The organism is Romboutsia sp. MSSM.1001216sp_RTP31141st1_G3_RTP31141_220114, assembly GCF_039031195.1.
Classification (GTDB): Bacteria; Bacillota; Clostridia; order Peptostreptococcales; family Peptostreptococcaceae; genus Romboutsia_C; species Romboutsia_C hominis.
Genome location: NZ_JBCIUO010000002.1, coordinates 128592 through 151665, shown reverse-complemented (window position 1 = coordinate 151665; position 23074 = coordinate 128592). Strand labels below are relative to the sequence as shown.

Annotated in this window: 20 protein-coding genes and 1 other annotated feature; all 20 genes read left to right on the top strand. The window is 28.6% G+C overall.

What is annotated here, in order from left to right; all coding sequences use genetic code 11:
• Position 1 precedes the first annotated feature (1 nt).
• The 20 genes from pgeF (at position 2) to ABCP60_RS06130 (ending at position 22547) form a co-directional block, all read left to right on the top strand.
• On the top strand, positions 2–712 hold the full coding sequence (gene pgeF / locus ABCP60_RS06225; protein ID WP_092924198.1) for a peptidoglycan editing factor PgeF: 711 nt from the start codon (positions 2–4) through the stop codon (positions 710–712).
• A gap of 17 nt (positions 713–729) precedes the next feature.
• Positions 730–1419, top strand: a complete 690-nt coding sequence (locus ABCP60_RS06220) for a response regulator transcription factor (protein ID WP_092924201.1) — start codon at positions 730–732, stop codon at positions 1417–1419.
• A 23-nt stretch (positions 1420–1442) separates the two neighbouring features.
• On the top strand, positions 1443–2738 hold the full coding sequence (locus ABCP60_RS06215) for a HAMP domain-containing sensor histidine kinase (RefSeq protein ID WP_092924204.1): 1296 nt from the start codon (positions 1443–1445) through the stop codon (positions 2736–2738).
• A gap of 87 nt (positions 2739–2825) precedes the next feature.
• Positions 2826–3755: a YIEGIA domain-containing protein gene (locus ABCP60_RS06210; protein WP_092924207.1), complete on the top strand. Its 930-nt coding sequence runs from the start codon at positions 2826–2828 to the stop codon at positions 3753–3755.
• An 18-nt stretch (positions 3756–3773) separates the two neighbouring features.
• Complete coding sequence (locus tag ABCP60_RS06205) at positions 3774–4703, top strand: YIEGIA family protein (protein ID WP_092924210.1); 930 nt, start codon at positions 3774–3776, stop codon at positions 4701–4703.
• A gap of 1 nt (position 4704) precedes the next feature.
• Positions 4705–4905 carry a hypothetical protein gene (locus ABCP60_RS06200; protein ID WP_092924213.1) on the top strand — a complete coding sequence of 67 codons (201 nt, stop codon included), beginning with the start codon at positions 4705–4707 and terminating at the stop codon, positions 4903–4905.
• A 107-nt stretch (positions 4906–5012) separates the two neighbouring features.
• Positions 5013–6341 carry a DUF512 domain-containing protein gene (locus tag ABCP60_RS06195; protein ID WP_092924216.1) on the top strand — a complete coding sequence of 443 codons (1329 nt, stop codon included), beginning with the start codon at positions 5013–5015 and terminating at the stop codon, positions 6339–6341.
• A 15-nt stretch (positions 6342–6356) separates the two neighbouring features.
• Complete coding sequence (gene der / locus ABCP60_RS06190) at positions 6357–7685, top strand: ribosome biogenesis GTPase Der (RefSeq protein WP_092924219.1); 1329 nt, start codon at positions 6357–6359, stop codon at positions 7683–7685.
• Positions 7686–7709: 24 nt separating this feature from the next.
• A complete protein-coding gene (plsY, locus tag ABCP60_RS06185; RefSeq protein ID WP_166505897.1) occupies positions 7710–8315 on the top strand; it encodes a glycerol-3-phosphate 1-O-acyltransferase PlsY in 606 nt (201 codons plus the stop codon).
• A 24-nt stretch (positions 8316–8339) separates the two neighbouring features.
• The gene (locus tag ABCP60_RS06180) at positions 8340–9362 is read left to right on the top strand and encodes an NAD(P)H-dependent glycerol-3-phosphate dehydrogenase (RefSeq protein WP_166505896.1); all 1023 of its coding nucleotides are present in this window, start codon (positions 8340–8342) and stop codon (positions 9360–9362) included.
• Between the two features lie 132 nt (positions 9363–9494).
• Positions 9495–10967: a stage IV sporulation protein A gene (gene spoIVA / locus ABCP60_RS06175; RefSeq protein WP_092924228.1), complete on the top strand. Its 1473-nt coding sequence runs from the start codon at positions 9495–9497 to the stop codon at positions 10965–10967.
• Between the two features lie 230 nt (positions 10968–11197).
• The gene (locus ABCP60_RS06170) at positions 11198–12679 is read left to right on the top strand and encodes an alanine/glycine:cation symporter family protein (RefSeq protein WP_343101473.1); all 1482 of its coding nucleotides are present in this window, start codon (positions 11198–11200) and stop codon (positions 12677–12679) included.
• A 171-nt stretch (positions 12680–12850) separates the two neighbouring features.
• Positions 12851–13939 (top strand): HlyD family efflux transporter periplasmic adaptor subunit, encoded by a 1089-nt coding sequence (locus ABCP60_RS06165; protein WP_343101472.1) that lies wholly within the window; start codon positions 12851–12853, stop codon positions 13937–13939.
• An 8-nt stretch (positions 13940–13947) separates the two neighbouring features.
• Positions 13948–14649 (top strand): YggS family pyridoxal phosphate-dependent enzyme, encoded by a 702-nt coding sequence (locus tag ABCP60_RS06160; protein WP_166505894.1) that lies wholly within the window; start codon positions 13948–13950, stop codon positions 14647–14649.
• A gap of 47 nt (positions 14650–14696) precedes the next feature.
• Entirely contained in the window at positions 14697–15149 is a 453-nt protein-coding gene (locus tag ABCP60_RS06155) for a cell division protein SepF (protein WP_092924241.1), read from the top strand.
• 25 nt (positions 15150–15174) lie between these two features.
• Positions 15175–15435 carry a YggT family protein gene (locus tag ABCP60_RS06150; RefSeq protein ID WP_343101471.1) on the top strand — a complete coding sequence of 87 codons (261 nt, stop codon included), beginning with the start codon at positions 15175–15177 and terminating at the stop codon, positions 15433–15435.
• 12 nt (positions 15436–15447) lie between these two features.
• Entirely contained in the window at positions 15448–16233 is a 786-nt protein-coding gene (locus tag ABCP60_RS06145) for a YlmH/Sll1252 family protein (protein ID WP_166505892.1), read from the top strand.
• Between the two features lie 13 nt (positions 16234–16246).
• On the top strand, positions 16247–16774 hold the full coding sequence (locus tag ABCP60_RS06140; RefSeq protein WP_195237234.1) for a DivIVA domain-containing protein: 528 nt from the start codon (positions 16247–16249) through the stop codon (positions 16772–16774).
• A 70-nt stretch (positions 16775–16844) separates the two neighbouring features.
• Positions 16845–17078: a binding site (T-box leader), on the top strand.
• Between the two features lie 104 nt (positions 17079–17182).
• Positions 17183–20290: an isoleucine--tRNA ligase gene (gene ileS, locus ABCP60_RS06135; protein ID WP_166505890.1), complete on the top strand. Its 3108-nt coding sequence runs from the start codon at positions 17183–17185 to the stop codon at positions 20288–20290.
• A 568-nt stretch (positions 20291–20858) separates the two neighbouring features.
• Positions 20859–22547 (top strand): AbgT family transporter, encoded by a 1689-nt coding sequence (locus ABCP60_RS06130; protein ID WP_195581373.1) that lies wholly within the window; start codon positions 20859–20861, stop codon positions 22545–22547.
• The last annotated feature ends 527 nt before the right edge of the window (positions 22548–23074 follow it).

Sequence of the window (23074 nt, the reverse complement as noted above, 5' to 3'; positions counted from 1 at the left end):
CATGGAAAAATTCATAAGAGTAAATGAAATAGATAAAAATTTAGACTTTGTAAATTTAGCTGTAACTCTTAAAAATGTAGATGCAAAGTCAAAAGATGATATGTTAACTGTTTGTAAAGAAGGGAACTTTAATTTTAAAAACTTAACAAGTAATGTACAAATACATTCAGATATAGTTAATGTAGTTGAAAAGTTTGATATAGGATTAAAGAAGGATGGAGATGCACTTATAACAAACTTAACAAATACTCCACTATTAATATTTACAGCAGATTGTGTTCCAATAGCTTTAATAGACAAGAAAAATAAAGCTATTGGGCTTATCCATGCTGGATGGAGAGGGACTTATTCAAAAATAGTTAAAAATACTATAGATAAAATGATAGAAAAATATAACACTAATCCAAAAGATATAGTAAGTGTTATAGGACCATCTATAGGTAGATGTTGTTATGAAGTTTCAGAAGAGCTTATAGAAAAATTTAACACAATTCTTACAAACAAAGATGAAAAATTTTATATAATAAAAGAAGGGAAGTATCATTTAGATTTATGGAATGTTAATGAACAAATATTAAAAGAATGTAATGTTAAAAAAGAAAACATAATAAACTTAAATATTTGCACAAGTTGTGAAAGTGATAGATTCCATTCTTACAGAAAACATGATAAAACAAATGAAAGAATAGGTATGATACTAGAGATAAAATAAAGAGGTGAATTAATACCATGAAAGTAAAAGTACTTGTTATAGATGATGAAATGCATATAGTAGAGCTTTTAAAGTTCAATTTAGAAATGTCAAACTATGAAGTTGACTATGCATACGACGGAATAGATGGATATATAAAGGCAAGAGAATTAAAGCCTGATTTAATATTATTAGACTGGATGTTACCTAATATAAGTGGTATTGATGTACTTAGAAAGATAAGAAGTGACAAAGAATTAGCTAATACACCAGTTATAATGCTTACTGCTAAAAATATGGAAAATGATAAAGTAGAAGGGCTTGAATTTGGTGCTGATGATTATATGACAAAGCCATTTAGTATAAAAGAACTACTTGCTAGAATAGGTACTGTACTTAGGAGGTGTAATATAAAAGTAAAGACTAAAGAATCTACATTATCTACTGGAGACTTAAAAGTTGATTTAAGTAAACATGAGGTATATAAAGGAAGCGAAAAAATAGAACTTACTCTTAAGGAATTTGAATTATTAAAACTTTTACTAGAAAATAAAGGAAAGGTTCTTTCTAGAAATTATTTATTAGATAAAATATGGGGATATGAGTATTATGGTGAGACAAGAACAGTAGATGTTCATATAAGATATCTTAGAAAAAAAATTGAAAGTGAAAATGAATCGGACAAGTATATTCAGACAATTAGAGGTGTTGGATATAAAATAGATTAAAATATAACTTAGGAGATAACAACATGGAACAGTTAAGTACACTAGGGTATTCTATTTTATTAATATCTATAATAATCTCTATATTGTCAATACGATATACTTTAAGATTAAGAAAGTATTTAGAAGAATTTATATATGTTTCTAAAAAAATAAGTAATAAAGAATTTCATTCAAGAATAAGTAGTACAGCTAAAGGTGATTTAGGTGAATTAAGCAGAAACTTTAATGAAATGATAGAAATAATGGACAAAACCATAAGTGATTTGGACTATAGCAATTTACAAAAAACTTCTATACTAAAAAGTATATCTCATGGAATTTTGGCTATAGATATAGATGGAAATATAATGCTTATAAATGAAGAAGCTAAAAGAATGTTAAAATGTGATAATGGTATATTGGTAGAAGGAAAAAATATAAAAAATGTAATAAAAGAAGAAAAGTTATTAGAAGAAATAAATACGTTTAAAGGTTGGAAGCAAAATAAAACCGATGAACTAAAAATTAATGATGATTTAGTATATAAGGTTAGCATAGACCCAATATATCTTGAAAGTATAAAGCACATAATAATAGGTTCTATAATAAATATACAAGATATAACTGAAAAAGTTAAATTAGAACATATGAGAAGTGATTTTGTAGCAAATGTTAGCCATGAATTAAAAACACCTTTAACATCAATAAGTGGTTTTGTAGAGACCTTAAGGCTAAATGAAAATATTGATGTACAAACTAGAAATCGATTTTTAAGTATAATCGAAACTGAATCAGATAGATTAAAAAGATTGATTGATGATATATTATTACTTTCATTTATCGAAAATAATGAAAAGATAGTTTACGAAGGTGTATCCTTATATAATGTCTTTTTAGAAGTATATGAAATGACTAATTATATAGCGAAATCTAAAAATATAAACTTAACTTATGAGTTTGATGATAAATCGATTGTAGTATTTGCAAATAGAGATTATATAAAACAAGTATTTTTAAATCTAATAGATAATGCAATAAAGTATACTCCAGAAAATCAAGGTAAGACAGTAAAGGTAAGTGTAGGTACAAAACAAGATAAAATCATAATAAAAGTAAAAGATGAAGGTATAGGTATACCTAAAGAAGATATAAATCGTATATTTGAGAGATTTTATAGAGTTGATAAAGCAAGAAGTAAAGAAGTAGGCGGTACAGGTTTAGGTCTTGCTATAATAAAGCATATAGTTAAGTCTTTAGGTGGAACAATAGAAGTAAAAAGTGAATTAAGACATGGTAGTGAATTCATAGTTAATATACCTGAGAAAATTTCCTTTAAATAAAGGAAATTTTTTTTTGTTTTTGCACAAACTATTATCATGATATTTTAAATTAGGAACAATAGTTGTAAAAACAAAGGAGTTGATATGATGGAAGAGAGTGTATTAAGGGAAGGTGTTTTTAGACATTCGTTTATGGTAGCATCTATTCTAGGTATATTATGCAGAGCATTAGTTCTTAGGGTTGTAGATAAACAATATCCAAGAAGGCCTCAGGATTATCTAGAACAAATAATAACATCAGCACTAGCTGCATTTTTAGGAGCAATAGCCCTTCCGGCTCTTTTAGAAAATGAATTCTCTGCATTAACATTTTTTGCAATAGCAATACAACAATTTCAAGGCCTGGCAGAGCAAGAAAGAATAACCTTAAAAAATATTGACGAAGCAGAGATAGTGCCAAAAGGATCAGCTTATGTAGAAGAGATAGCTTCGACTTATGAATCTAGATGTTATATAAGTTTACTATCATCATTAATGGCATCAGGCTTATTTATACTATTTAATAACTATTTATTATATGGATTTTTAGTATCAACGATAGCAGCAGCTATAGGTGCTGGAATTATAGGGCTTATAATAAGAAGATATTTAAGAAGAGATAGTATAGCAGATGTAGCAGAAGTTAGAGAAGCTAAGATTCATTTTGATAAATCAGTTCTTAAAGTAAATGGAGTTTATATAGGGAACATAGGTTTAGAAGATACTAGAAATAGATATTTAAATGAAGGATTGGCAATAGAAATAATTCCTAAAAGCTTAGGTGATTTTGGTATAGTAAGTGATATAGGACAAAGACAAGCTATAATACATAATATATTTATTCATATGGGTGTAGATAAAGATGTAGATGAAAAAGACATATTAACTATATCAGAAACAGATTTTGATAAACGTTCAGTAGTAATACCTTTTATTCCAATAATGAAGGATATAGAAACTATGATTGAAATAGCAAGAAGTACTCCTATTATAGAAACAGCAAAAGGCAAAAATAGTGATTACAAAAAAACTATATAAAAATAAAGAGGTGGTATTATGGATACAGCATTTGTAGTGGCCTTATCAATAGGTGTGCTATCTAGGTTAATAATGTTAAATGTAGATAAAAAACAATACCCTACACAACCAAACGTGCTTTTAACACAACTTGTGTTAGCATTTGTAGCTTCAGCATTAGGAGCATTAGTTGTTCCTGCTTTACTAGAGAAGTCATATACATCAATTACATTTTTATCATTGGCAGCAGAACAGTTTAGAAAAGTAAGAGAAAGTAGAAGAAATACACTTCAAAACTTAGAAGATATTCAATTAGTTAAAAGAGGAAGTGCGTTTATAGAAGAAATAGCAAGAACATATGAAGTAAGAAATTATATGTGTATAGTAACATCTTTTTCAACTATATCTTTGTATCATTTTATGATAAAAGAATTTAATATATCTCAAAATAGTAGCTTACTTATAAGTGGGGTATTTGGACTTATATTAGCTATAATACTTAAAAAATTATTAAAAAGAAAGTCTATTGAAGACATAGCAGATGTTCGACAAGTAGAAATAAAATTTGTTGATGAATCAATTCTTCAAGTAGGAGATTTAAAGGGAATAACAAATGTAGGTCTTGAAAGTGATAGACAAAGATATTTAGAAAATGGAATAGGTATAGAAATTATCCCAAAAGACAACAATTATATAAATGCAAGTGTATTATACGATGCAGGACAAAGGCAAGCTATAGTATATAATATATATTCAAGAGTAGGACTTTTTAGAGATGATAATGAACCGGCATTTGTACCTCTTCCAAGAAGACATCCTCAGAAACAAAGTATAATGATAGCTTATGTACCAATAGAGAGAGATGTAGAAAAAGTATTAGAGGCTGTTAGGTCTTGTCCGATATTATCTAGTTCAAAAGGTAGAAATCTATCTATTAATTATAAAATAGGCGAGAAAGGAAGTGTATAATATGGGAGAAAATATGGGTTTAACAGAATATACATTAGCAGTAATAACTACAGATAAAAATATGAAATTTGGTGGAGGATGTCCTATATTTTATGCAGAGGATGATAAAGATCTTCAACATAAAGCAATGCTTATGGCAAAGAGCGTTGGAGGAATGGTTCATGATATGACAAATGGAACATTAATCGTAGTTAAACATTAAAGGTACCTTTTAGGGTACCTTTTAACTTATTGCAAATATTGACTAATTTCAGCAAACCGTGGTATTATAAAACGATGTAATCATATGGAGAAAAGTGGTGAAAGTTCATGGAAGTAAACGTAAAGAAAATGAATAACGTAGTTAGCAAAGTTTATAATAATAGTATTGCAGAGGAACTAGGAATAGAGGTAGGAGACATACTTATTTCTATAAATGGCCAACCAATACAAGATATAATAGAATATAGATTTTTATTAAGTGATGAATACTTAGAAGTTGAGATACAAAAAATAAATGGTGAAATATATGTATATGAGATAGAAAAAGAATATGATGATGATTTAGGTATAGAATTTTCTAACCCTATAATAGACAAAGCTAAAAGTTGTAGAAATAAATGTGTATTTTGCTTTATAGATCAACTTCCAAAAGGAATGAGAGAAACTCTTTATTTTAAAGATGATGACTCAAGATTATCATTTTTACAAGGTAACTTTGTAACTCTTACAAATATGAGTGAAGAAGATATAGATAAAATAATAAGATACAGAATAAGTCCAATAAATATATCAGTTCATACTACAAACCCAGAACTTAGACAGAAGATGATAAAAAATAAGTTTGCAGGTAAATTATATGATATAATGAAAAGATTAGCAGATGCACAGATACAAATGAACTGTCAAATAGTTTTATGTCCTGGATATAATGATAAAGAAGAATTAGAAAGAACAGTATCTGATTTATCTAAATTATATCCATATGTAAATAGTGCAGCAGCAGTTCCAGTAGGTATAACTAAGCATAGGGATCATTTACCTAACTTAGAGATATTTAACGAGAAAACTGCAAGAGAGACTATAGAACAAGTTGAAAAATTACATGAAAAATATCTAAAGGAATTAGGAACAAGATTTATATTCTTATCAGATGAATTTTATGTAATGGCTAATAAAAAATTATTAGACTATGATGAATATGAAGGATTTATACAATTTGAAAATGGAGTAGGAATGATTAGTAAGCTTGAAAGAGAAATACAAGATCAACTAACTACTTTATCTGAAGAAAAGATAAATATAAAAAAGAAAGTTTCTATAGCAACAGGGCATTCTGCATATGAATTTATATGTAAAATGGCAAAAGAAATAATGGATAAGTGTCCTAATATGGAGATTAACGTTTATAAGATAATAAATAATTTCTTTGGAGAGACAATAACTGTTTCTGGACTTATAACAGCAACAGATATAATGGATCAATTAAAAGGTATAGATTTAGGAGAGACTCTTTATATACCAAGAAGTATGCTAAAAGCAGATGAAGATATATTCTTAGATAATATAACTTTAGAAGAATTAAACAATAAAATGGGAATTGAAGTAATACCTTGCTTAAATGAAGGTAAAGACTTTGTTGATAAAATATTAAAGTAGAGAAGGGAGATTATTATGAGCAATAGCAATAATAGACCGATAGTTGCAGTAGTAGGAAGACCTAATGTTGGTAAATCAACATTATTTAATAAACTAGCAGGAAAAAGAATATCTATAGTAGAAGATACTCCAGGAGTAACTAGAGATAGAATATTCACTGAAGTTGAGTGGTTAGACAGATACTTCACATTAATAGATACAGGTGGTATAGAGCCAGATAATGGAGATATAATACTATCTAAAATGAGAAATCAAGCAATGCTTGCTATGGACATGGCTCACGTTATAATGTTTGTAGTTGATGGAAAGGCAGGACTTACAGCAGCAGATAAAGAAGTTGCACAAATACTTAGAAAGACTAGTAAACCAGTTATATTAGTAGTTAACAAAATAGATAATATAAATCAATTTGATAACATATATGACTTTTATGAATTAGGATTAGGAACTCCATTTGCAATATCTAGTGCTAATGGAATGGGACTTGGAGACTTACTAGATGAAGTAATAGCATTTTTCCCTAAAGGATTAAATACAGAGTATGACGAAGATATAATAAAGATAGCTATAACAGGAAAGCCTAATGCAGGAAAGAGTTCTATAGTTAACAAGATGTTAGGAGAAGAAAGAGTTATAGTAAGTCCAATAGCTGGAACTACTAGAGATGCTGTAGATACTTATCTAGAAAGAGATGGACAACAGTTCATGCTTATAGATACGGCAGGTATAAGAAAGAAAAGTAAGATATATGAAACAGTAGAAAAATATAGTGTTATAAGATCTATGGCAGCAGTAGATAGAGCAGATGTTGTAATGATAGTAATAGATGCAGCAGAAGGTATAACTGAACAAGATACAAAAGTTGCAGGTATAGCACATGATGAAGGTAAAGGATGTATATTCGTTGTTAATAAGTGGGACTTAATAGAAAAAGACAACAAGACTTTAGGAAATTACACAAAAGAAATAAGAGAAAAGTTCCCATTTATGATGTATGCACCAGTGCTATTTGTTTCTGCTAAAACTAATCAAAGAATGAATAAAATATTAGAAACTGCAGAATTTGTAGCAAACGAAAATGCTAAGAGAGTATCAACATCAGCATTAAACGATGTAATAGGTGAAGCTGTAATGTTAAATCAACCACCATCAGACAAAGGAAAGAGATTAAAAATATACTATGGTTCTCAAACAGGAGTTAAGCCACCTAAGTTTACGTTATTTATAAATGACAAGCAGTTAACTCACTTCTCATATCAAAGATATCTTGAAAATAAGATAAGAGAGAACTTTGGATTTGAAGGAACTCCTATACACTTTGAATACAGAGAAAAAAGAAGGTAATAAAATTACTTAAGGGGGATTAGTATGCTTAACTATTTAATAATTTTTATAATTGCTTATCTTTTAGGAAATATATCAACATCATATATTATTGCTAGAAGATTAGCAGGAGTGGACATAAGAACTCAGGGATCGGGAAATGCAGGTTCTACTAATGTACTTAGAACTCTTGGAAAAAAGGCAGGTCTTATGACATTTGTAGGAGACTTATTAAAAGGAATAATAGCCGTATTATTAGCAGGTATAATTGCTAAATATATTGGACTAGACCCACTTACAGCTAAGTATATAGCTGTTGTAGGAGTTGTTAGTGGTCATAACTGGCCAGCATTTTTAGGATTTAAAGGTGGAAAAGGAGTTGCTACATCTTTAGGTTCTATGATAGCAGTTAATCCTATAATGGCCTTAAGCTGCTTTTTAGTATTTTTAATAATAGTTTATATAACTAAATACGTATCACTAGGATCAGTACTTAGTATATCACTTTCTCCAGTAATAATGATATTTAGTCAAAATACAAAAGGTGTACTAGTTACATTATTTTTAACTCTATCAGTTATATATACTCATAGAGAAAATATAAAAAGACTTATAAATAAAACAGAAAGAAAAATTGGAGAAAAAAAATAAAATAGTATCTAGGTGGTGTTTTTAATGGAAAAAGTATGTATTTTAGGAGCTGGAAGTTGGGGAAGTGCATTAGGTTTAGTACTAGCTAAAAAAGGCTATGAAGTAAGCATATGGACTTTAAGTCAAGAACAAGCTGATAAAATAAATAAGACAAAAGAAAATATAGATTATTTACCAGGGGTTTTATTCCCAAATAACATAACACTTACAACATCTTTAGAAGAAGCAGTACTAGACAGTAAAATTATAGTATTAGCAGTACCTTCTCAAGCTATAAGAAGTGTTTCAAGTAGCCTAAAGCCATTTGTAAAAGATGAACAAATAGTAGTAGATGTTGCAAAAGGATTAGAAAGAGGAACTGGGCTTAGACTATCAGAGGTTGTAGCTGAGGAGCTTCCAAATAATCCTTATGTAACTTTATCAGGTCCATCTCATGCAGAAGAAGTTGCAAGAGATATACCTACTACAGTAGTAGTTGCATCAGAAAATTTAGAAGTGGCTCAAATAGTTCAAGATATGTTTATGACACCTAAATTTAGAGTGTATACTAACCCTGACATAGTAGGAGTTGAACTTGGTGGAGCTCTTAAAAATATAATTGCATTTGGTGCAGGTATATGTGATGGTTTAGGATATGGAGATAATGCAAAAGCTGCACTTATGACTAGAGGTATAAGAGAAATAGGAAGATTAGGAGTTAAAATGGGTGCTAATTTATCTACTTTCTCAGGACTATCAGGTATAGGTGATTTAATAGTTACTTGTACAAGTATGCATAGTAGAAATAGAAGAGCAGGAATTCTTATAGGGCAAGGAAAAAGTTTAGAAGAAACTCTTGCTGAAGTTAAAATGGTAGTAGAAGGTATAACTGCTACAGAAGTTGCTTATGATGTTTCTAAAAAGCTAGGTATAGATATGCCAATTACAAGTGCAATATATTCTGTACTTCACGAAGGTGCAAATCCAAATGAAGTAGTAGCAGATTTAATGATGAGAAACAAAACACATGAAATAGAAGAAGTAGTGGAAGATAAGCTAGGATTTTAATCCTAGCTTTTTTATTTTAAAAATTAAAAATGACAAGCATGATTTATATATAAATTTAGAAATTATTAGTAATAATAGGGGACAAATAAAAATATACTTTATTAAGAAACTATATGCAGGAGGGGAAAATTAATGAATAACATATATGAAGACATAGCTAAGAGGACTCAAGGAGATATATATATAGGTGTAGTAGGTCCTGTTAGAACGGGTAAATCTACATTTATAAGAAAGTTTATGGAAAAGTTAGTAATACCGAATATAGAAAATGAATTTAAAAAGGAAAGAACAAAGGATGAAATACCTCAAAGTGGTTCAGGTAAGACAATAATGACAGTAGAACCAAAATTTGTTCCAGCAGATGGAGTGGAGATAAAGGTTAGAGATACTGTAAATTTAAAAGTTAGAATGGTTGATTGTGTTGGGTACATAGTAGATGGAGCTTTAGGACATGAAGAAGATGGTAAACAAAGATTAGTATCAACGCCATGGTCACAAGAAGCTATGACATTTGAGCAAGCAGCAGAGATAGGAACTAAAAAAGTTATAAGAGATCATTCAACATTAGGTATAGTAGTTATAACAGATGGTTCAGTAACAGGTATAGATAGAAAGAGTTATTTACAAGCAGAAGAAAGAGTTATAAATGAGTTAAAGTCTTTAAATAAGCCTTTTGCTATTGTATTAAATACACTTGATCCATACAGTGAAGATATAGAATTATTAAGATCTGAATTAGAAGAAAAGTATGAAGCTCCTATAGTACCATTAAATGTATTAGCTATGGATGAAGAAGATATAGAGAGCGTTATGGAAACAGTACTTTATGATTTTCCATTAAATGAAATAAGAATAAATTTACCTCAATGGATAGAAGGATTAGAGAGAAATCATTGGATAAAAAATAATATAATATTCACATTAAAGCAAAGTATAGAAGAAATTGGAAAGATAAGAGATATAGATAGTATTGTAGCAGGATTTTCAGAGTTAGAATTCTTAGAAGATACATCAGTTGATAATGTTGAACTTGGAGAAGGCGTTATAAGTATAGATTTATCTGCTAAGCAAGATTTATTCTACAATGTATTAGAAGAAAAGAGTGGATTTAAAATAGATGGAGACCATCAACTGCTTAGCTTAGTAACTAAGTTATCTAGAGTTAAAAATGAATATGACAAGATAGAATCTGCTTTAATAGATGCAAAAACAAAAGGCTATGGAGTTGTAGCGCCATCTTTAGAAGAATTAAGCTTAGAGGAACCAGAAATAATAAAACAAGGAAAACAATATGGAGTAAAATTAAGAGCAAATGCACCGTCACTTCATATAATAAAAGCTGATATATCTACAGAGATAGCACCTATAGTTGGAAGCCAAAATCAAGGCGAAGAGATGATAAAATATATGCAAGAGGAATTTGAACAAAATCCTAATGAAATATGGTCATCAAATATGTTTGGAAAATCTTTACATGATTTAGTTAAGGAACAATTACAAAGTAAGCTATATACAATGCCTGAAGAAATAAGAGTTAAGATACAAAAAACTTTACAAAAGATAATAAATGAAGGAAGTAGTAATATAATAACTATATTATTATAAAATACACTGATAAAAATTAGATGGCTAATTAAGATAATATTTAAACGTAGGAAAGGTTAAAAACCTTTCCTATTCTTATATAAGCTTATAATAAAGTTAAAATGATTATATGATAATTTTCTAAATTATCAGAAAATACTTGAAATTTAAAGAACATATATCCAAAATTAATAATATAATCTATTAAATCAAAAAATTTATAGAATATATATTAAAAAAGGGGGTATGTTATGGAGCGTATTGTTTATGCAATAAATGATATTATTTGGAGTAACTGGTTAGTATTTTTATGTTTAGGTTCAGGTATTTATTTTTCTTTTAGAACCAAATTCTCTCAAATAAGACACCTTAAAGAAATGGTAGCCTTATTATTTAAAGGAGAAAAATCAGCTCAGGGTATTTCATCATTTCAAGCTCTATGTACAGCGCTAGCAGGGCGTATAGGTACCGGTAATATAGCAGGGGTAGCGACGGCTATAGCAATGGGAGGACCAGGAGCACTATTTTGGATGTGGGCAATAGCATTTTTAGGTGCAGGATCAGCATTTGCAGAATCTACATTAGCCCAAGTTTATAAAGAAGAACATGATGGATTATATCGTGGAGGACCAGCATACTATATTGAAAAGGGACTTGGAAATACTAAGTTTTCTAAATGGTACGGCATATTATTTGCATTAGCAACAGTATTAGCAACAGGATTATTACTACCTGGTGTTCAATCTAACTCTATAACAGTAGCAGTAAATAACGCTTTTAAGATAGACCCAATGATAATAACTGTAGTCCTAGTTATATTACTAGCACTTATAATATTTGGTGGAATAAAAAGAATAAGTTCTGCAGCAGAATTAATAGTTCCATTTATGGGAGGGATTTATATATTAATGTCTCTTGTAATAATAGCTGTTAATATAGAACAATTACCAAGTATTATAGAGTTAGTATTTAAGTCTGCATTTGGAGCAGAGCAAGCATTTGCAGGAATAATAGGTTCAACAATAGCTTGGGGAGTAAAACGTGGAGTTTATTCAAATGAAGCAGGTCAAGGAACTGGGCCACAAGCAGCAGCAGCAGCTGAAGTAAGTCATCCAGCTAAGCAAGGTTTAGTTCAAGCATTTTCAGTATATGTAGATACTTTATTTGTATGTTCAGCAACAGGATTTATGATACTTATGACAGGAATCTATAACGTTCATGGAGTAAATGGAGCTATGATTGTTGAGAATTTACCAGGAGTTGAGATAGGACCTATATATACTCAAACAGCAGTAGACTCGTTGATACCAGGATTTGGGTCAGCCTTTGTATCTATAGCATTATTCTTCTTTGCCTTTACGACTATAATGGCATACTACTATATAGCAGAAGTTAATATTATATATATAAGTAAGAGAATATTTAAAGGAAAAACAACTAAGTTATTTATAAATATACTTAGAGTTATATTATTAGGAGCAGTTGCATTTGGTTGTGTAAAGACAGCATCTCTTGCATGGACTATGGGGGATATAGGTGTTGGAAGTATGGCTTGGTTAAATATAATAGCTATACTTTTATTATCAAATGTAGCCATGAAGTGTTTCAAAGATTATGAAGAACAAATGAAAGCAGGAATACCAAGAGAAGAAAGAACATTTGATCCAATAAAACTTGGGATAAAGAATGCTGATTTCTGGGAAGAAAAAGTTAAAAAGGAATCTAATAAATAAAAAAAAGTGTAGGCTATATAAATTAATAGCCTACACTTTTTTTTATTTATTAGATTGTAAGCAAAATTAAATATATAAGCAAATATTTAAGATTTAGAATCACCACAATAAAAGGAAATATAATATTATTTGAAGAATTAATAAAGTACCTAGATTTAAAGGGGGAAAAGTATGAAAAATAAGAAAATATCTAAAATACTAATACTGGGAATGGTTATATATTTTGTATTTCAAATTAGTATATTTTTAATAGGTAAAAATACCAGGACTATGGCCGTTGAATTAGAAGAAATGGAGCTAAAAATTAATACAAAAGGGCTTGTAATAAAAGATGAGAGTATAATTGTATCAAATGAAGATGGAACGTTTAAAAATCTACATGAAGAAGGAGAAAAAGTACAAAAATCAGAAAATATAGGATATATATATAAGGATATAGATATAGAAAAAATAAATTCAGATATAGAAAACTTAGACAAAGAAATAAACAAGTTAAAGGAACAAATAGATAGCCAAGATAATAGTACATTAAAACATATCACAGCTAATCAGTTAGAAAATAGTAAAAATAAAAAAGCAATTCTAGAAAAAAAGGCAAAAAGTTCTACCTCTTATGTAAAAGCTGATATATCAGGAGTAATATCCTATAAAATAGATGGAAATGAAGGAAAGTATAATACAGATAGTATAGATTATTTAACTAAATATGATATAGAGAATATTAATAATAACTATACAGATATAAATTTAAATGACAAAAAAGTCAAAGAAAATGATCCAGTATTTAAAATAGTCAATCCAAATGATGTATATATAGCAGTATGTATAGAAGAAAAGTATAGGAAATATTTTGAAGTAGGTAATAAGATTGAAATATCTTTTAATGAAGAAATATTAGATGGTAAGGTTAATAAGATTAAAAAAGATAATGATGATATCATAGTAATACTAAAAATAACTAGCCAAAATATAGGAATTTATGATACAAGAGTAGAAGAATTTGATATAATATATAAGCATATAGAAGGTTTTAAGATACCAAAAAAATCTATAAAATCAGTAGACAAGAAAAAAGGGGTATATATAGTAAATCAGCAAACTAACAATATGGAATTTGTTGAATTAAGTGATGTTGCCTATGAAGCTGATGATTATATATTCGTAAAAAATGATAGTAGCGATAAAGAAAAAGTGATTGCATTGCATGATGAGGTTGTATTAAACCCAAATATTATAAATAAGAAAATAAAAATAAAGTAGGTGATAAAGTGTCAAGCGTAAAAGAAAATTTAGATATGGTAAGAGAAAAAATTAAAAATAGTTGTAATGTTTCTAATAGAAAAATTGATGAAGTAACTTTATTAGCAGTAACTAAGACTGTAGATGTAGATAAGGTTTTAGAAGCTATAGAAAATGGAGTTAAAGATGTTGGAGAAAATAAGCCACAAGAACTAGCTAGAAAGTATGAAGTTATAGGCGATAAAGTAAATTGGCATTTAATAGGAAGTTTACAAACTAATAAGGTAAAGTATATAATAGATAAGGTTTATATGATACACTCTTTAGATAGAATAGCTTTATGTGAAGAAATACAAAAAAGGGCAGAAAAAATAGATAAGACTATAAATTGTTTAGTACAAATAAATATATCAAAAGAAGAAAGCAAGCATGGTATATATAAAGAAGGTGCTATAGATTTTATAAAAGAAGTAGCAAATAATTATAATAATATAAAAATTAAAGGTCTTATGACTATGGCGCCTTTTACAGAAAATAAAGATGAAGTTAGAAAAGTATTTAGAGGATTAAAGGAATTAGCTGTAGAAATTGATAAGTTAAATATAAACAATGTTTCTATGGAATATTTATCTATGGGAATGAGCAATGATTATGAAATAGCAATAGAGGAAGGGTCTAATATAGTTAGAGTTGGAACCTCTATATTTGGAGCCAGAAATTACGATAAGTAGATTATATGAATTTAAAATTTGATTAATAAATAAGGAGGAAGTCAATAATGGGAGATAACATGATAACTAAGTTTAAAAATTGGTTTATAGAGGAAGATGAAGATTATATCGAAGAAGAAGAAATAATTGAAGATGAACTAGATATGGAACCAGAAATTGGAACAGCTATAAAAAATACTAACATAGTAAAGTTACATACTAACACTCAAATGAAGGTTGTAATAGTAGAACCTAAAAAATACGATGAAGTTACAACTATAGCGGATCATTTAAAGAGTAAGAGAACTGTAATAGTTAACTTAGAAAATTTAAAAGATCCAGTTGCTAAGAAGTCTATATTTGACTTTATGAATGGAGCTGTATATGTTTTAGAGGGAAGTATACAAAAAGTATCTAAAGCTATATTTATACTTGCACCAAATAATGTAGATATAGATGCAAATTTAAAAAAGGAATTAGAAAACAGCAAGACACTTTTCCCTTGGCAAAATAATAAATAAAATATAAAAGTAAAGGGGTTAAATAATGAGTACTATAGGATTGGCTTTATATTATCTATTTGATATATTATCTTGGATAATAATTATAAAGAGTTTAATGTCTTGGTTTCCTAATGGGATGGGAAGTAAGTTATACTATATATTAAATAATATAACAGCACCAATAGAAGGTCCTATAAGGTCTATAATGTATAAGTACAATAGTGGACCGGTAGATTTTTCACCAATGATAGCAATATTAGTATTAATGCTACTAAAGAGGGTGGCACTAATCGTGTTCTATTAAGAGGAGATAATAGTGGACAGGCTAAAACTAACTAATCATATTAAGGATATAGAATTAAAAAATAAAATGTTTAAGGTTATAGATAAAGCTAATGCCACAATGAAAAATTATGATGTAAGACAAACGGAATTTTTAAATCCTTATGAAATCAAAAATGCTATTGCTATTTTGAATTCTTATAGTGATTTAAAATACTCTGTTGATGGTGGACATAAAGAGGCTGAAAGAAGTAAAATATTTATATATCCATTTTATATGGAATATGAAGATATAGATGATAACCTTAAATTTATACAAGTAGAAGGTAATTTTAAGTTTAAAAGCATATCACATAAGGACTATTTAGGGTCTCTTATGGGTCTTGGTATAAAAAGAGAGATGATAGGAGATATTATTATACACGATAGCTTTTGCCAAATAATTGTAAGTTGTGATATATGTGATTTTATAATTATGAACTTACAAAAAGTTTCGACAAATAGTGTTTCAGTGTATGAAATATCAAGAGAAGATATAATAGAAAGCTCATTAAATTATAAAGATATATCATTTACAGTATCATCAAGTAGGCTAGATTGTATTATAAGTGGATTATATAATATATCAAGACAAGAAAGTTTAAAATACATAAATGCAGAAAGAGTTTTTGTTAATTATGAAAAGATAACATCTGCATCTAAAGAAATAGAAAATAATTCACTAATATCAGTTAGAGGTAAAGGTAGGGCGGTAATATCTAAAATAGGAGATATTACTAAAAAAGGCAGAATAAAAGTTTGTGCTAAGTTAATAATATAGGAGGGAGAAAAGCATGCTTACTCCAATAGAAATAGAAAATAAGGAATTTAAAAAAGGAATAAGAGGATACAGAGAAGAAGAGGTCGATGAATTTTTAGATGCAGTTAAGGAAGATTATGAACATCTATACAGAGAAAATTCAGATCTTAAAGAAAAAGTAAGATTATATCAAGATCAAATAAACAAATATGAAAATATAGAAGAAACATTAAAAGCTACACTTATAAGAGCTGAAAGTGTTGCAGAAGATACTTGTACTGCTGCAAATAAAAAAGCTAAGATAATAGTAGAAGAAGCTGATTTAAAAGCAAGACAAATAATTGAACAAGCTAATAATCAAGTAATAGAAATAAGAAAAGAATATAATGAAATGGTAAAAGAATTTAAAGTATTTAGAAATAAATTTAAATCTTTACTAGAAGATGAAATAAGAAGTATAGATGAAATATTCTATAATGTTGATGAAAATGATATGAGAGCTTTTGAGACAACATTATTTGATATGCCAATAGAAAAAGAGGCAGCAGCTACATTAGATTAATATAAAATAAAAAGTAATTGACTATTTTGACGATTTGTTATAAAATCTCATATTATAAACAAAAATATAAATAAAAGCTATGATGGAGACAGTAAGCTTTAGATAATTTTACAGAGAGTTGGGTTGCTGAGAACCAATAAATTTATAAAGTGGAAAATCACTCCGAAGCTGCAGGCTGAAAAAGTATTTGATTAAGCTGTGCCGGTAAAGTGCCGTTATACTATTTAAGTGCTATACATAAGTAAAGTATATTTTATATATGTATAGAATTAGGGTGGTAACGCGATTAATACTCGTCCCTTGTTTTAGGGGGACGAGTTTTTTAATACAAAAAATTAAAATGTAAATTAGTTAGGTTTAAATATTCTAACAAAATTTAGATAACAATTAATATGAAAGGGTGATACTATGTCAAAGTTTAAGTCATTAGTTGACTCTTCTGTAAAGCAAGCAGAAGCAGAAGTTTCTAAGTATTGGAATGATATAAACATACTTGAGAAAACTTTAGAAAAAGGGAAAAATGATCCAAGTTTCGTATTCTATGAAGGTCCTCCAACAGCAAATGGAAACCCAGGAATACACCATGTTATAGCTAGAACATTAAAAGACTCTGTTTGTAGATACCAAACTATGAATGGAAAGCAAGTAAAAAGAAAAGCTGGTTGGGATACACATGGTCTACCTGTTGAAATACAAGTAGAAAAGGAATTAGGTTTATCTGATAAGCAAGAAATAGAAGCTTACGGAATAGATAAATTTAATCAAAAGTGTAGAGAGTCTGTTTTCACTTATGAAAAACAGTGGAGAGATATGACTGAGAGAATGGCATACGAAATAGACTTAGATAATCCATATATAACTTTAGATAACAACTATATAGAATCTGTATGGTGGATATTAAACAAGTTCAACAAAGAAGGATATGTATACGAAGGTCATAAGATACTTCCATATTGTCCAAGATGTGGAACTGGTCTTGCATCTCATGAGGTTGCACAAGGATATAAAGAAATAAAAAATAATACAGTAATAGCTAAGTTTAAAAGAAAAGATGCTGATGAGTATTTCTTAGCATGGACAACTACACCTTGGACATTACCATCAAACGTTGCATTAACAGTAGGTCCTGAAATAGACTACATAAAAGTTAAGCAAAATGATGAAGTTTATTATGTAGCTAAGGCTTTAGCTAACAAGGTTTTAGGTGAAGACTACGAAGTATTAGAAGAAATGAAAGGTAAAGATTTAGAATACATAGAGTATGAACAATTAATGCCTTTTGTTGAAGCTGATAAAAAAGCATTCTTCTTAACTTGCGGAGACTACGTTACAACTGAAGATGGTACAGGTATAGTACATACTGCACCAGCATTTGGTGAAGATGACTACAACTTAGGTAGAAAGTATGATTTACCAGTACTTCAACCAGTATCTGAAGCAGGTAAATTTACAACTACTCCATGGGAAGGAAAATTCGTTATGGAAGATGGAGTAGATGTTGAAATAATAAAATGGTTACACGGTGAAAATAAATTATTTAGCAAAGAAAAAGTAGCTCATAATTATCCTCACTGCTGGAGATGTCAAACTCCACTTTTATACTATGCTAAGCCAAGCTGGTATATAGAAATGACAAAATTAAAAGACCAATTAATAGCTAACAATAAGACAGTTGAATGGTATCCAAACTTCGTTGGTGAAGGTAGATTTGGAAACTGGTTAGAAAACTTAAATGACTGGGCTATATCAAGAAGTAGATATTGGGGTACTCCACTTAATATATGGAAGTGTGAATGTGGACATAGAGATTCTGTAGGTTCAAGAGAAGAATTAGCTCAAAAAGCTATAGAAGAAGTAGATCCTAAAACAGTAGAACTTCACAGACCATATGTTGATAATATACATCTAAAATGTGAGTGCTGTGGTAAGCCTATGACAAGAGTAACAGATGTTATAGACTGTTGGTTTGACAGTGGTTCAATGCCATTTGCTCAACATCATTACCCATTTGAAAACAAGGAAAACTTTGAAGAATTATTCCCAGCAGATTTCATATGTGAAGGTATAGACCAAACTAGAGGATGGTTCTATTCATTACTTGCTATATCAACATTTGTTATGGGTAAAGCTCCATATAAGAGAGTTTTAGTTAATGACCTTGTTTTAGATAAAGAAGGTAAGAAGATGAGTAAGTCTAGAGGAAATACAGTAAATCCATTTGAGTTATTTGACCAATATGGAGCAGATGCCTTAAGATGGTACTTATTATACGTATCTCCACCATGGACTCCAACAAGATTTGATGTTGATGGATTAAAAGAAGTTCAAAGTAAGTTCTTAGGAACTATGAAAAATGTATATAACTTCTTTGCATTATATGCAAATACTGATAATATAAATCCAACTGACTTCTTTGTAGAATACAAAGATAGACCAGAATTAGATAGATGGATATTATCTAAGTTTAACAACTTAAAGAAAGAAGTAGAAGAAAACTTAGAGATATTTGAATTAAACAAAACAGTTAGAACTATTCAAGAATTTATAAACGAAGATTTATCTAACTGGTATATAAGACGTTCAAGAAGAAGATTCTGGGCGACTGAATTAACTGAAGATAAAAAATCAGTTTACAATACAACTTATGAAATATTAACAGAGCTTTGTAAGCTTATAGCTCCATTTACTCCATATATATCAGAAGAAATATACAGAAACTTAACTAATGAAGTTTCAGTACATTTAAGTACGTATCCAAAAGCTAATTTAGATTTAATAAACAATGAATTAGAAGAGAAGATGGACTTAGTTAAAAACCTAGTTACATTAGGTAGAGCATCAAGAGAAGCTACAAGAATAAAGGTACGTCAACCAATACAAAAAGTATTAGTAGATGGTAAGTTTGAAGCTACTATAAGTGATGTTGTAGACTTAATAAAAGAAGAACTTAACGTTAAAGAAGTTGTATTTGCAAAAGATTTATCTGAATATATGAACTTTAGCTTAAAACCAAACTTTAAAGTTTTAGGACCAATACTTGGTGCTAACATGAAGTTCTTTGCTGGTGCATTAAATAAATTAAATCCAAATGAAGTTGTTCCTAAATTAGAAAATGGTGAAAGTTTTGCTGTTGATATAAACGGAGAAAACTTTGAATTTAACAAAGACCATGTTTTAATAAACATATCAGCTAAAGAAGGATTTAATGTAACTATGGAAAACAACTTATTTGTTATATTAGATACAACATTAACAACACAGTTAATAGAAGAAGGATATGCAAGAGAATTTATATCTAAGATACAACAAATAAGAAAATCTAATAACTTTGATGTTTTAGATAACATAGTTATAGAATTTAATTCAGATGATGAAATAGCTAAAGCTGTAGAAAATTATGATGAATATATAAAATCAGAAACATTAGCTGTAGAAATAAATAGAGTAGAAGATGAAACTTTAGAAAGTCATAACTTAAATGACCATATGACTGGAATAAAAGTTATAAAGAAATAATTTAAAAAGTACCTCTTGATGAAGTATTTCATTAAGAGGTACTTTTTTACATACAAGAAAATTATTATATTAAGCATAAACCTATTGATAATTCATGAAAATAAGATATATCAATAGGTTTAAAAATATAAAAAATAATAATCTTAGCAACGGACAAAGTCGTTGGCAGCATAAGTGAAGCAAATTTTTTATATAAAAGTTAATTAAAAGCTTTTTAGAAATTAATTAGATTAAAAATATTATTAAATTTAGAATATAAAATTATATTGAAAATTCTAATAATATAAAAGAAATTGAAAATATTTAATAATATAAATATAAAGATAAGTATTAGTTAAGAAAAATTTAAAAAATATACAAAAAAACATTAAAAATGAAATTAAGTTAGAAAAAAACACTAAAAGCTGCTTTAAAAGTTAAAGTATAAATCATTAAAAAAATTTTAAAATAAAATGAAAATAAGAGAATAGATTAATAAATTAGAAGTTTCAGAAAAATTATGAAATCGTTGTCGTGATGTGTTAGAATAAGTTAAGTAATCATGGAATATAAAATAGGGAGGGAAAGTATGGATGTAAGTGTAAAATCGCAAAAGAAACAAAAACAAGGCTTCATGGACAAAATAGAGAAGCTTGGTAACAAATTACCACACCCAGTGCTAATGTTTATATACATAGCAGCATTTGTTTTAGTTTTATCAGCAATACTAGGAAGTTTAGGGGTAGTAGCTAAAACTCCTTTAGGTGATTTCCCAATAAATAATTTATTAGGGCAAAAACCAATAGAGGTGTTAAAAGTAGGGGCAACAGGAACAGAAGTAGCAGAAAGATATTCAAATGGTCTTTCTTATGTTATAGGAACTGCAATAGCTAATTTTATGAACATGTATGCAATAGGCACTATACTTATAATAATGTTAGCAATAGGACTTATGGAACAAAGTGGATACTTAACAATGGCAATGAAAAGTATAGTTCAAGCTACGCCTATGAAATTAGTTACTCCAGTTGTAATATTCTTAGGGGTTATGTCTAATATGGCATCAGATGCAGGGTATGTTGTATTAATACCACTTGCTGCATTAATGTATTATACATTAGGAAGAAATCCTATAGCAGGTCTTGCAGCAGGATTTGCAGGGGTTTCTGGAGGATTTAGTGCAAACTTATTTGTTAGTTCAACAGATGCATTATTATTACCATTTACTCAAGCAGCAGCTGAGACTGGTGATGCTATGGCAGGTACTCAATTAGCAGGAACTTTATCAGTTACAAGTAACTGGTTCTTCATGATGGCATCTACATTCTTAATAATATTAATAGGAACTATAGTTGTAGATAAGTATATTGAGCCAAGATTAGGAAAATATAATAAAGCAGAGGCTGAAGTTGAGCCAGAACATGAAATAACTCAAGCAGAAAAAAGTGCTTATAAATTTACAAATAAAATAATGTTATTATTATTTGCTTTAATAATATTAACAGCTTTACCAATAGATAAAAATAACACTATACCTTTAGTAGGTGACTTATCAACTACAGTAGAGTTATGGGGAAAAGATGCAGAAGGGAATGCAGCTTTAGTTGCAGCAGATGGCTTCTTAAACTCTATATTCTTTAAAGGTGATATGGTTATAATGATAATGTTCGTTATATTCGCTGTAAGTGGATTAGTATACGGATTTAAATCAGGTAAGTTTAAAAAAGCAGCGGATATAGTGCCAGCAATGGTTAGAGCGATGGCAGATATGGCTCCAATAATAGTTATATTATTCTTCGTTGCTCAATTTATTAATTACTTTAACGACTCTCACTTAGGAGTGTATGTTGCATCATTAGGAGCTAATTTAGTTTCTAAAATACCAGAAGGTAGTATGTTTATGAATATTGTGTTAATGGTTGCATTTATATTCTTAACTGCATTTGTTAACTTATTCATGGGAGGAGCTTCATCTAAGTGGGGACTTCTTGCTCCAATATTTGTTCCAATGTTAATGGTTGCGGGATTCACTCCAGCAGGTGTTCAGTTAATATACCGTATAGGTGACTCTTCAACAAATGTAATATCTCCATTAATGAGCTATTTAGGGGTTATAGTAGTATTTGGTCAAAAATATAAGAAAGAATTTGGTGTAGGTAACCTAATAAGTACAATGATGCCAATAGCTATAGCATTCTTAATAGGATGGACTATATTTGCTATAATATGGGCTTTAGCAGGAGCACCTATAGGACCAGGAACAGCAATATTTATATAAAGGGTTTAAAATTATAATATTTTATAGAAAGGGGTAAAATTAGGTTATACTTAAATTTACCTCTTTCTTATATTTACTTAAAGTTTTTAGGTTGATTAATTATAAAAAATTATAAAATACTAAATATATAAATTAAAAATTGAATTAAAATAAATATTTTAATCGAATATAAAAGATAAAAACAATGTAAAAATATATAAAAAAAACTAAATAATAATAAAAAGATGTATAAAACTAAATTTTCTGAAAAATAATATTGTGTTTACGTTAAAAAAAATAGAATATATAATTAAACTGTAAGATAAGTTAAAAGAGGTACAGAAGTACCTATTCTATTATAAGGATACAAAACATTAGATATAAAAAATTAAATAACTGATAAAAATAAAGCCATGAAGGTTTAAATTACAAAGATTTATTTGATATATCTTTGTAAAAACTCATGGCTTTTTGTAATGTAATTAGTAAATTTATGTTAAATTAAACAATAGTGTTTATATAAAAAATATACTTAGGGGGAAAATAAA

What these genes read in the sequence shown, in the direction of transcription:
- pgeF (WP_092924198.1), top strand. Translation starts at nt 2, where the DNA reads ATGGAAAAATTCATAAGAGTAAATGAAATAGATAAAAATTTAGACTTT.
- ABCP60_RS06220 (WP_092924201.1), top strand. Translation starts at nt 730, where the DNA reads ATGAAAGTAAAAGTACTTGTTATAGATGATGAAATGCATATAGTAGAG.
- ABCP60_RS06215 (WP_092924204.1), top strand. Translation starts at nt 1,443, where the DNA reads ATGGAACAGTTAAGTACACTAGGGTATTCTATTTTATTAATATCTATA.
- ABCP60_RS06210 (WP_092924207.1), top strand. Translation starts at nt 2,826, where the DNA reads ATGGAAGAGAGTGTATTAAGGGAAGGTGTTTTTAGACATTCGTTTATG.
- ABCP60_RS06205 (WP_092924210.1), top strand. Translation starts at nt 3,774, where the DNA reads ATGGATACAGCATTTGTAGTGGCCTTATCAATAGGTGTGCTATCTAGG.
- ABCP60_RS06200 (WP_092924213.1), top strand. Translation starts at nt 4,705, where the DNA reads ATGGGAGAAAATATGGGTTTAACAGAATATACATTAGCAGTAATAACT.
- ABCP60_RS06195 (WP_092924216.1), top strand. Translation starts at nt 5,013, where the DNA reads ATGGAAGTAAACGTAAAGAAAATGAATAACGTAGTTAGCAAAGTTTAT.
- der (WP_092924219.1), top strand. Translation starts at nt 6,357, where the DNA reads ATGAGCAATAGCAATAATAGACCGATAGTTGCAGTAGTAGGAAGACCT.
- plsY (WP_166505897.1), top strand. Translation starts at nt 7,710, where the DNA reads ATGCTTAACTATTTAATAATTTTTATAATTGCTTATCTTTTAGGAAAT.
- ABCP60_RS06180 (WP_166505896.1), top strand. Translation starts at nt 8,340, where the DNA reads ATGGAAAAAGTATGTATTTTAGGAGCTGGAAGTTGGGGAAGTGCATTA.
- spoIVA (WP_092924228.1), top strand. Translation starts at nt 9,495, where the DNA reads ATGAATAACATATATGAAGACATAGCTAAGAGGACTCAAGGAGATATA.
- ABCP60_RS06170 (WP_343101473.1), top strand. Translation starts at nt 11,198, where the DNA reads ATGGAGCGTATTGTTTATGCAATAAATGATATTATTTGGAGTAACTGG.
- ABCP60_RS06165 (WP_343101472.1), top strand. Translation starts at nt 12,851, where the DNA reads ATGAAAAATAAGAAAATATCTAAAATACTAATACTGGGAATGGTTATA.
- ABCP60_RS06155 (WP_092924241.1), top strand. Translation starts at nt 14,697, where the DNA reads ATGGGAGATAACATGATAACTAAGTTTAAAAATTGGTTTATAGAGGAA.
- ABCP60_RS06150 (WP_343101471.1), top strand. Translation starts at nt 15,175, where the DNA reads ATGAGTACTATAGGATTGGCTTTATATTATCTATTTGATATATTATCT.
- ABCP60_RS06140 (WP_195237234.1), top strand. Translation starts at nt 16,247, where the DNA reads ATGCTTACTCCAATAGAAATAGAAAATAAGGAATTTAAAAAAGGAATA.
- ileS (WP_166505890.1), top strand. Translation starts at nt 17,183, where the DNA reads ATGTCAAAGTTTAAGTCATTAGTTGACTCTTCTGTAAAGCAAGCAGAA.
- ABCP60_RS06130 (WP_195581373.1), top strand. Translation starts at nt 20,859, where the DNA reads ATGGATGTAAGTGTAAAATCGCAAAAGAAACAAAAACAAGGCTTCATG.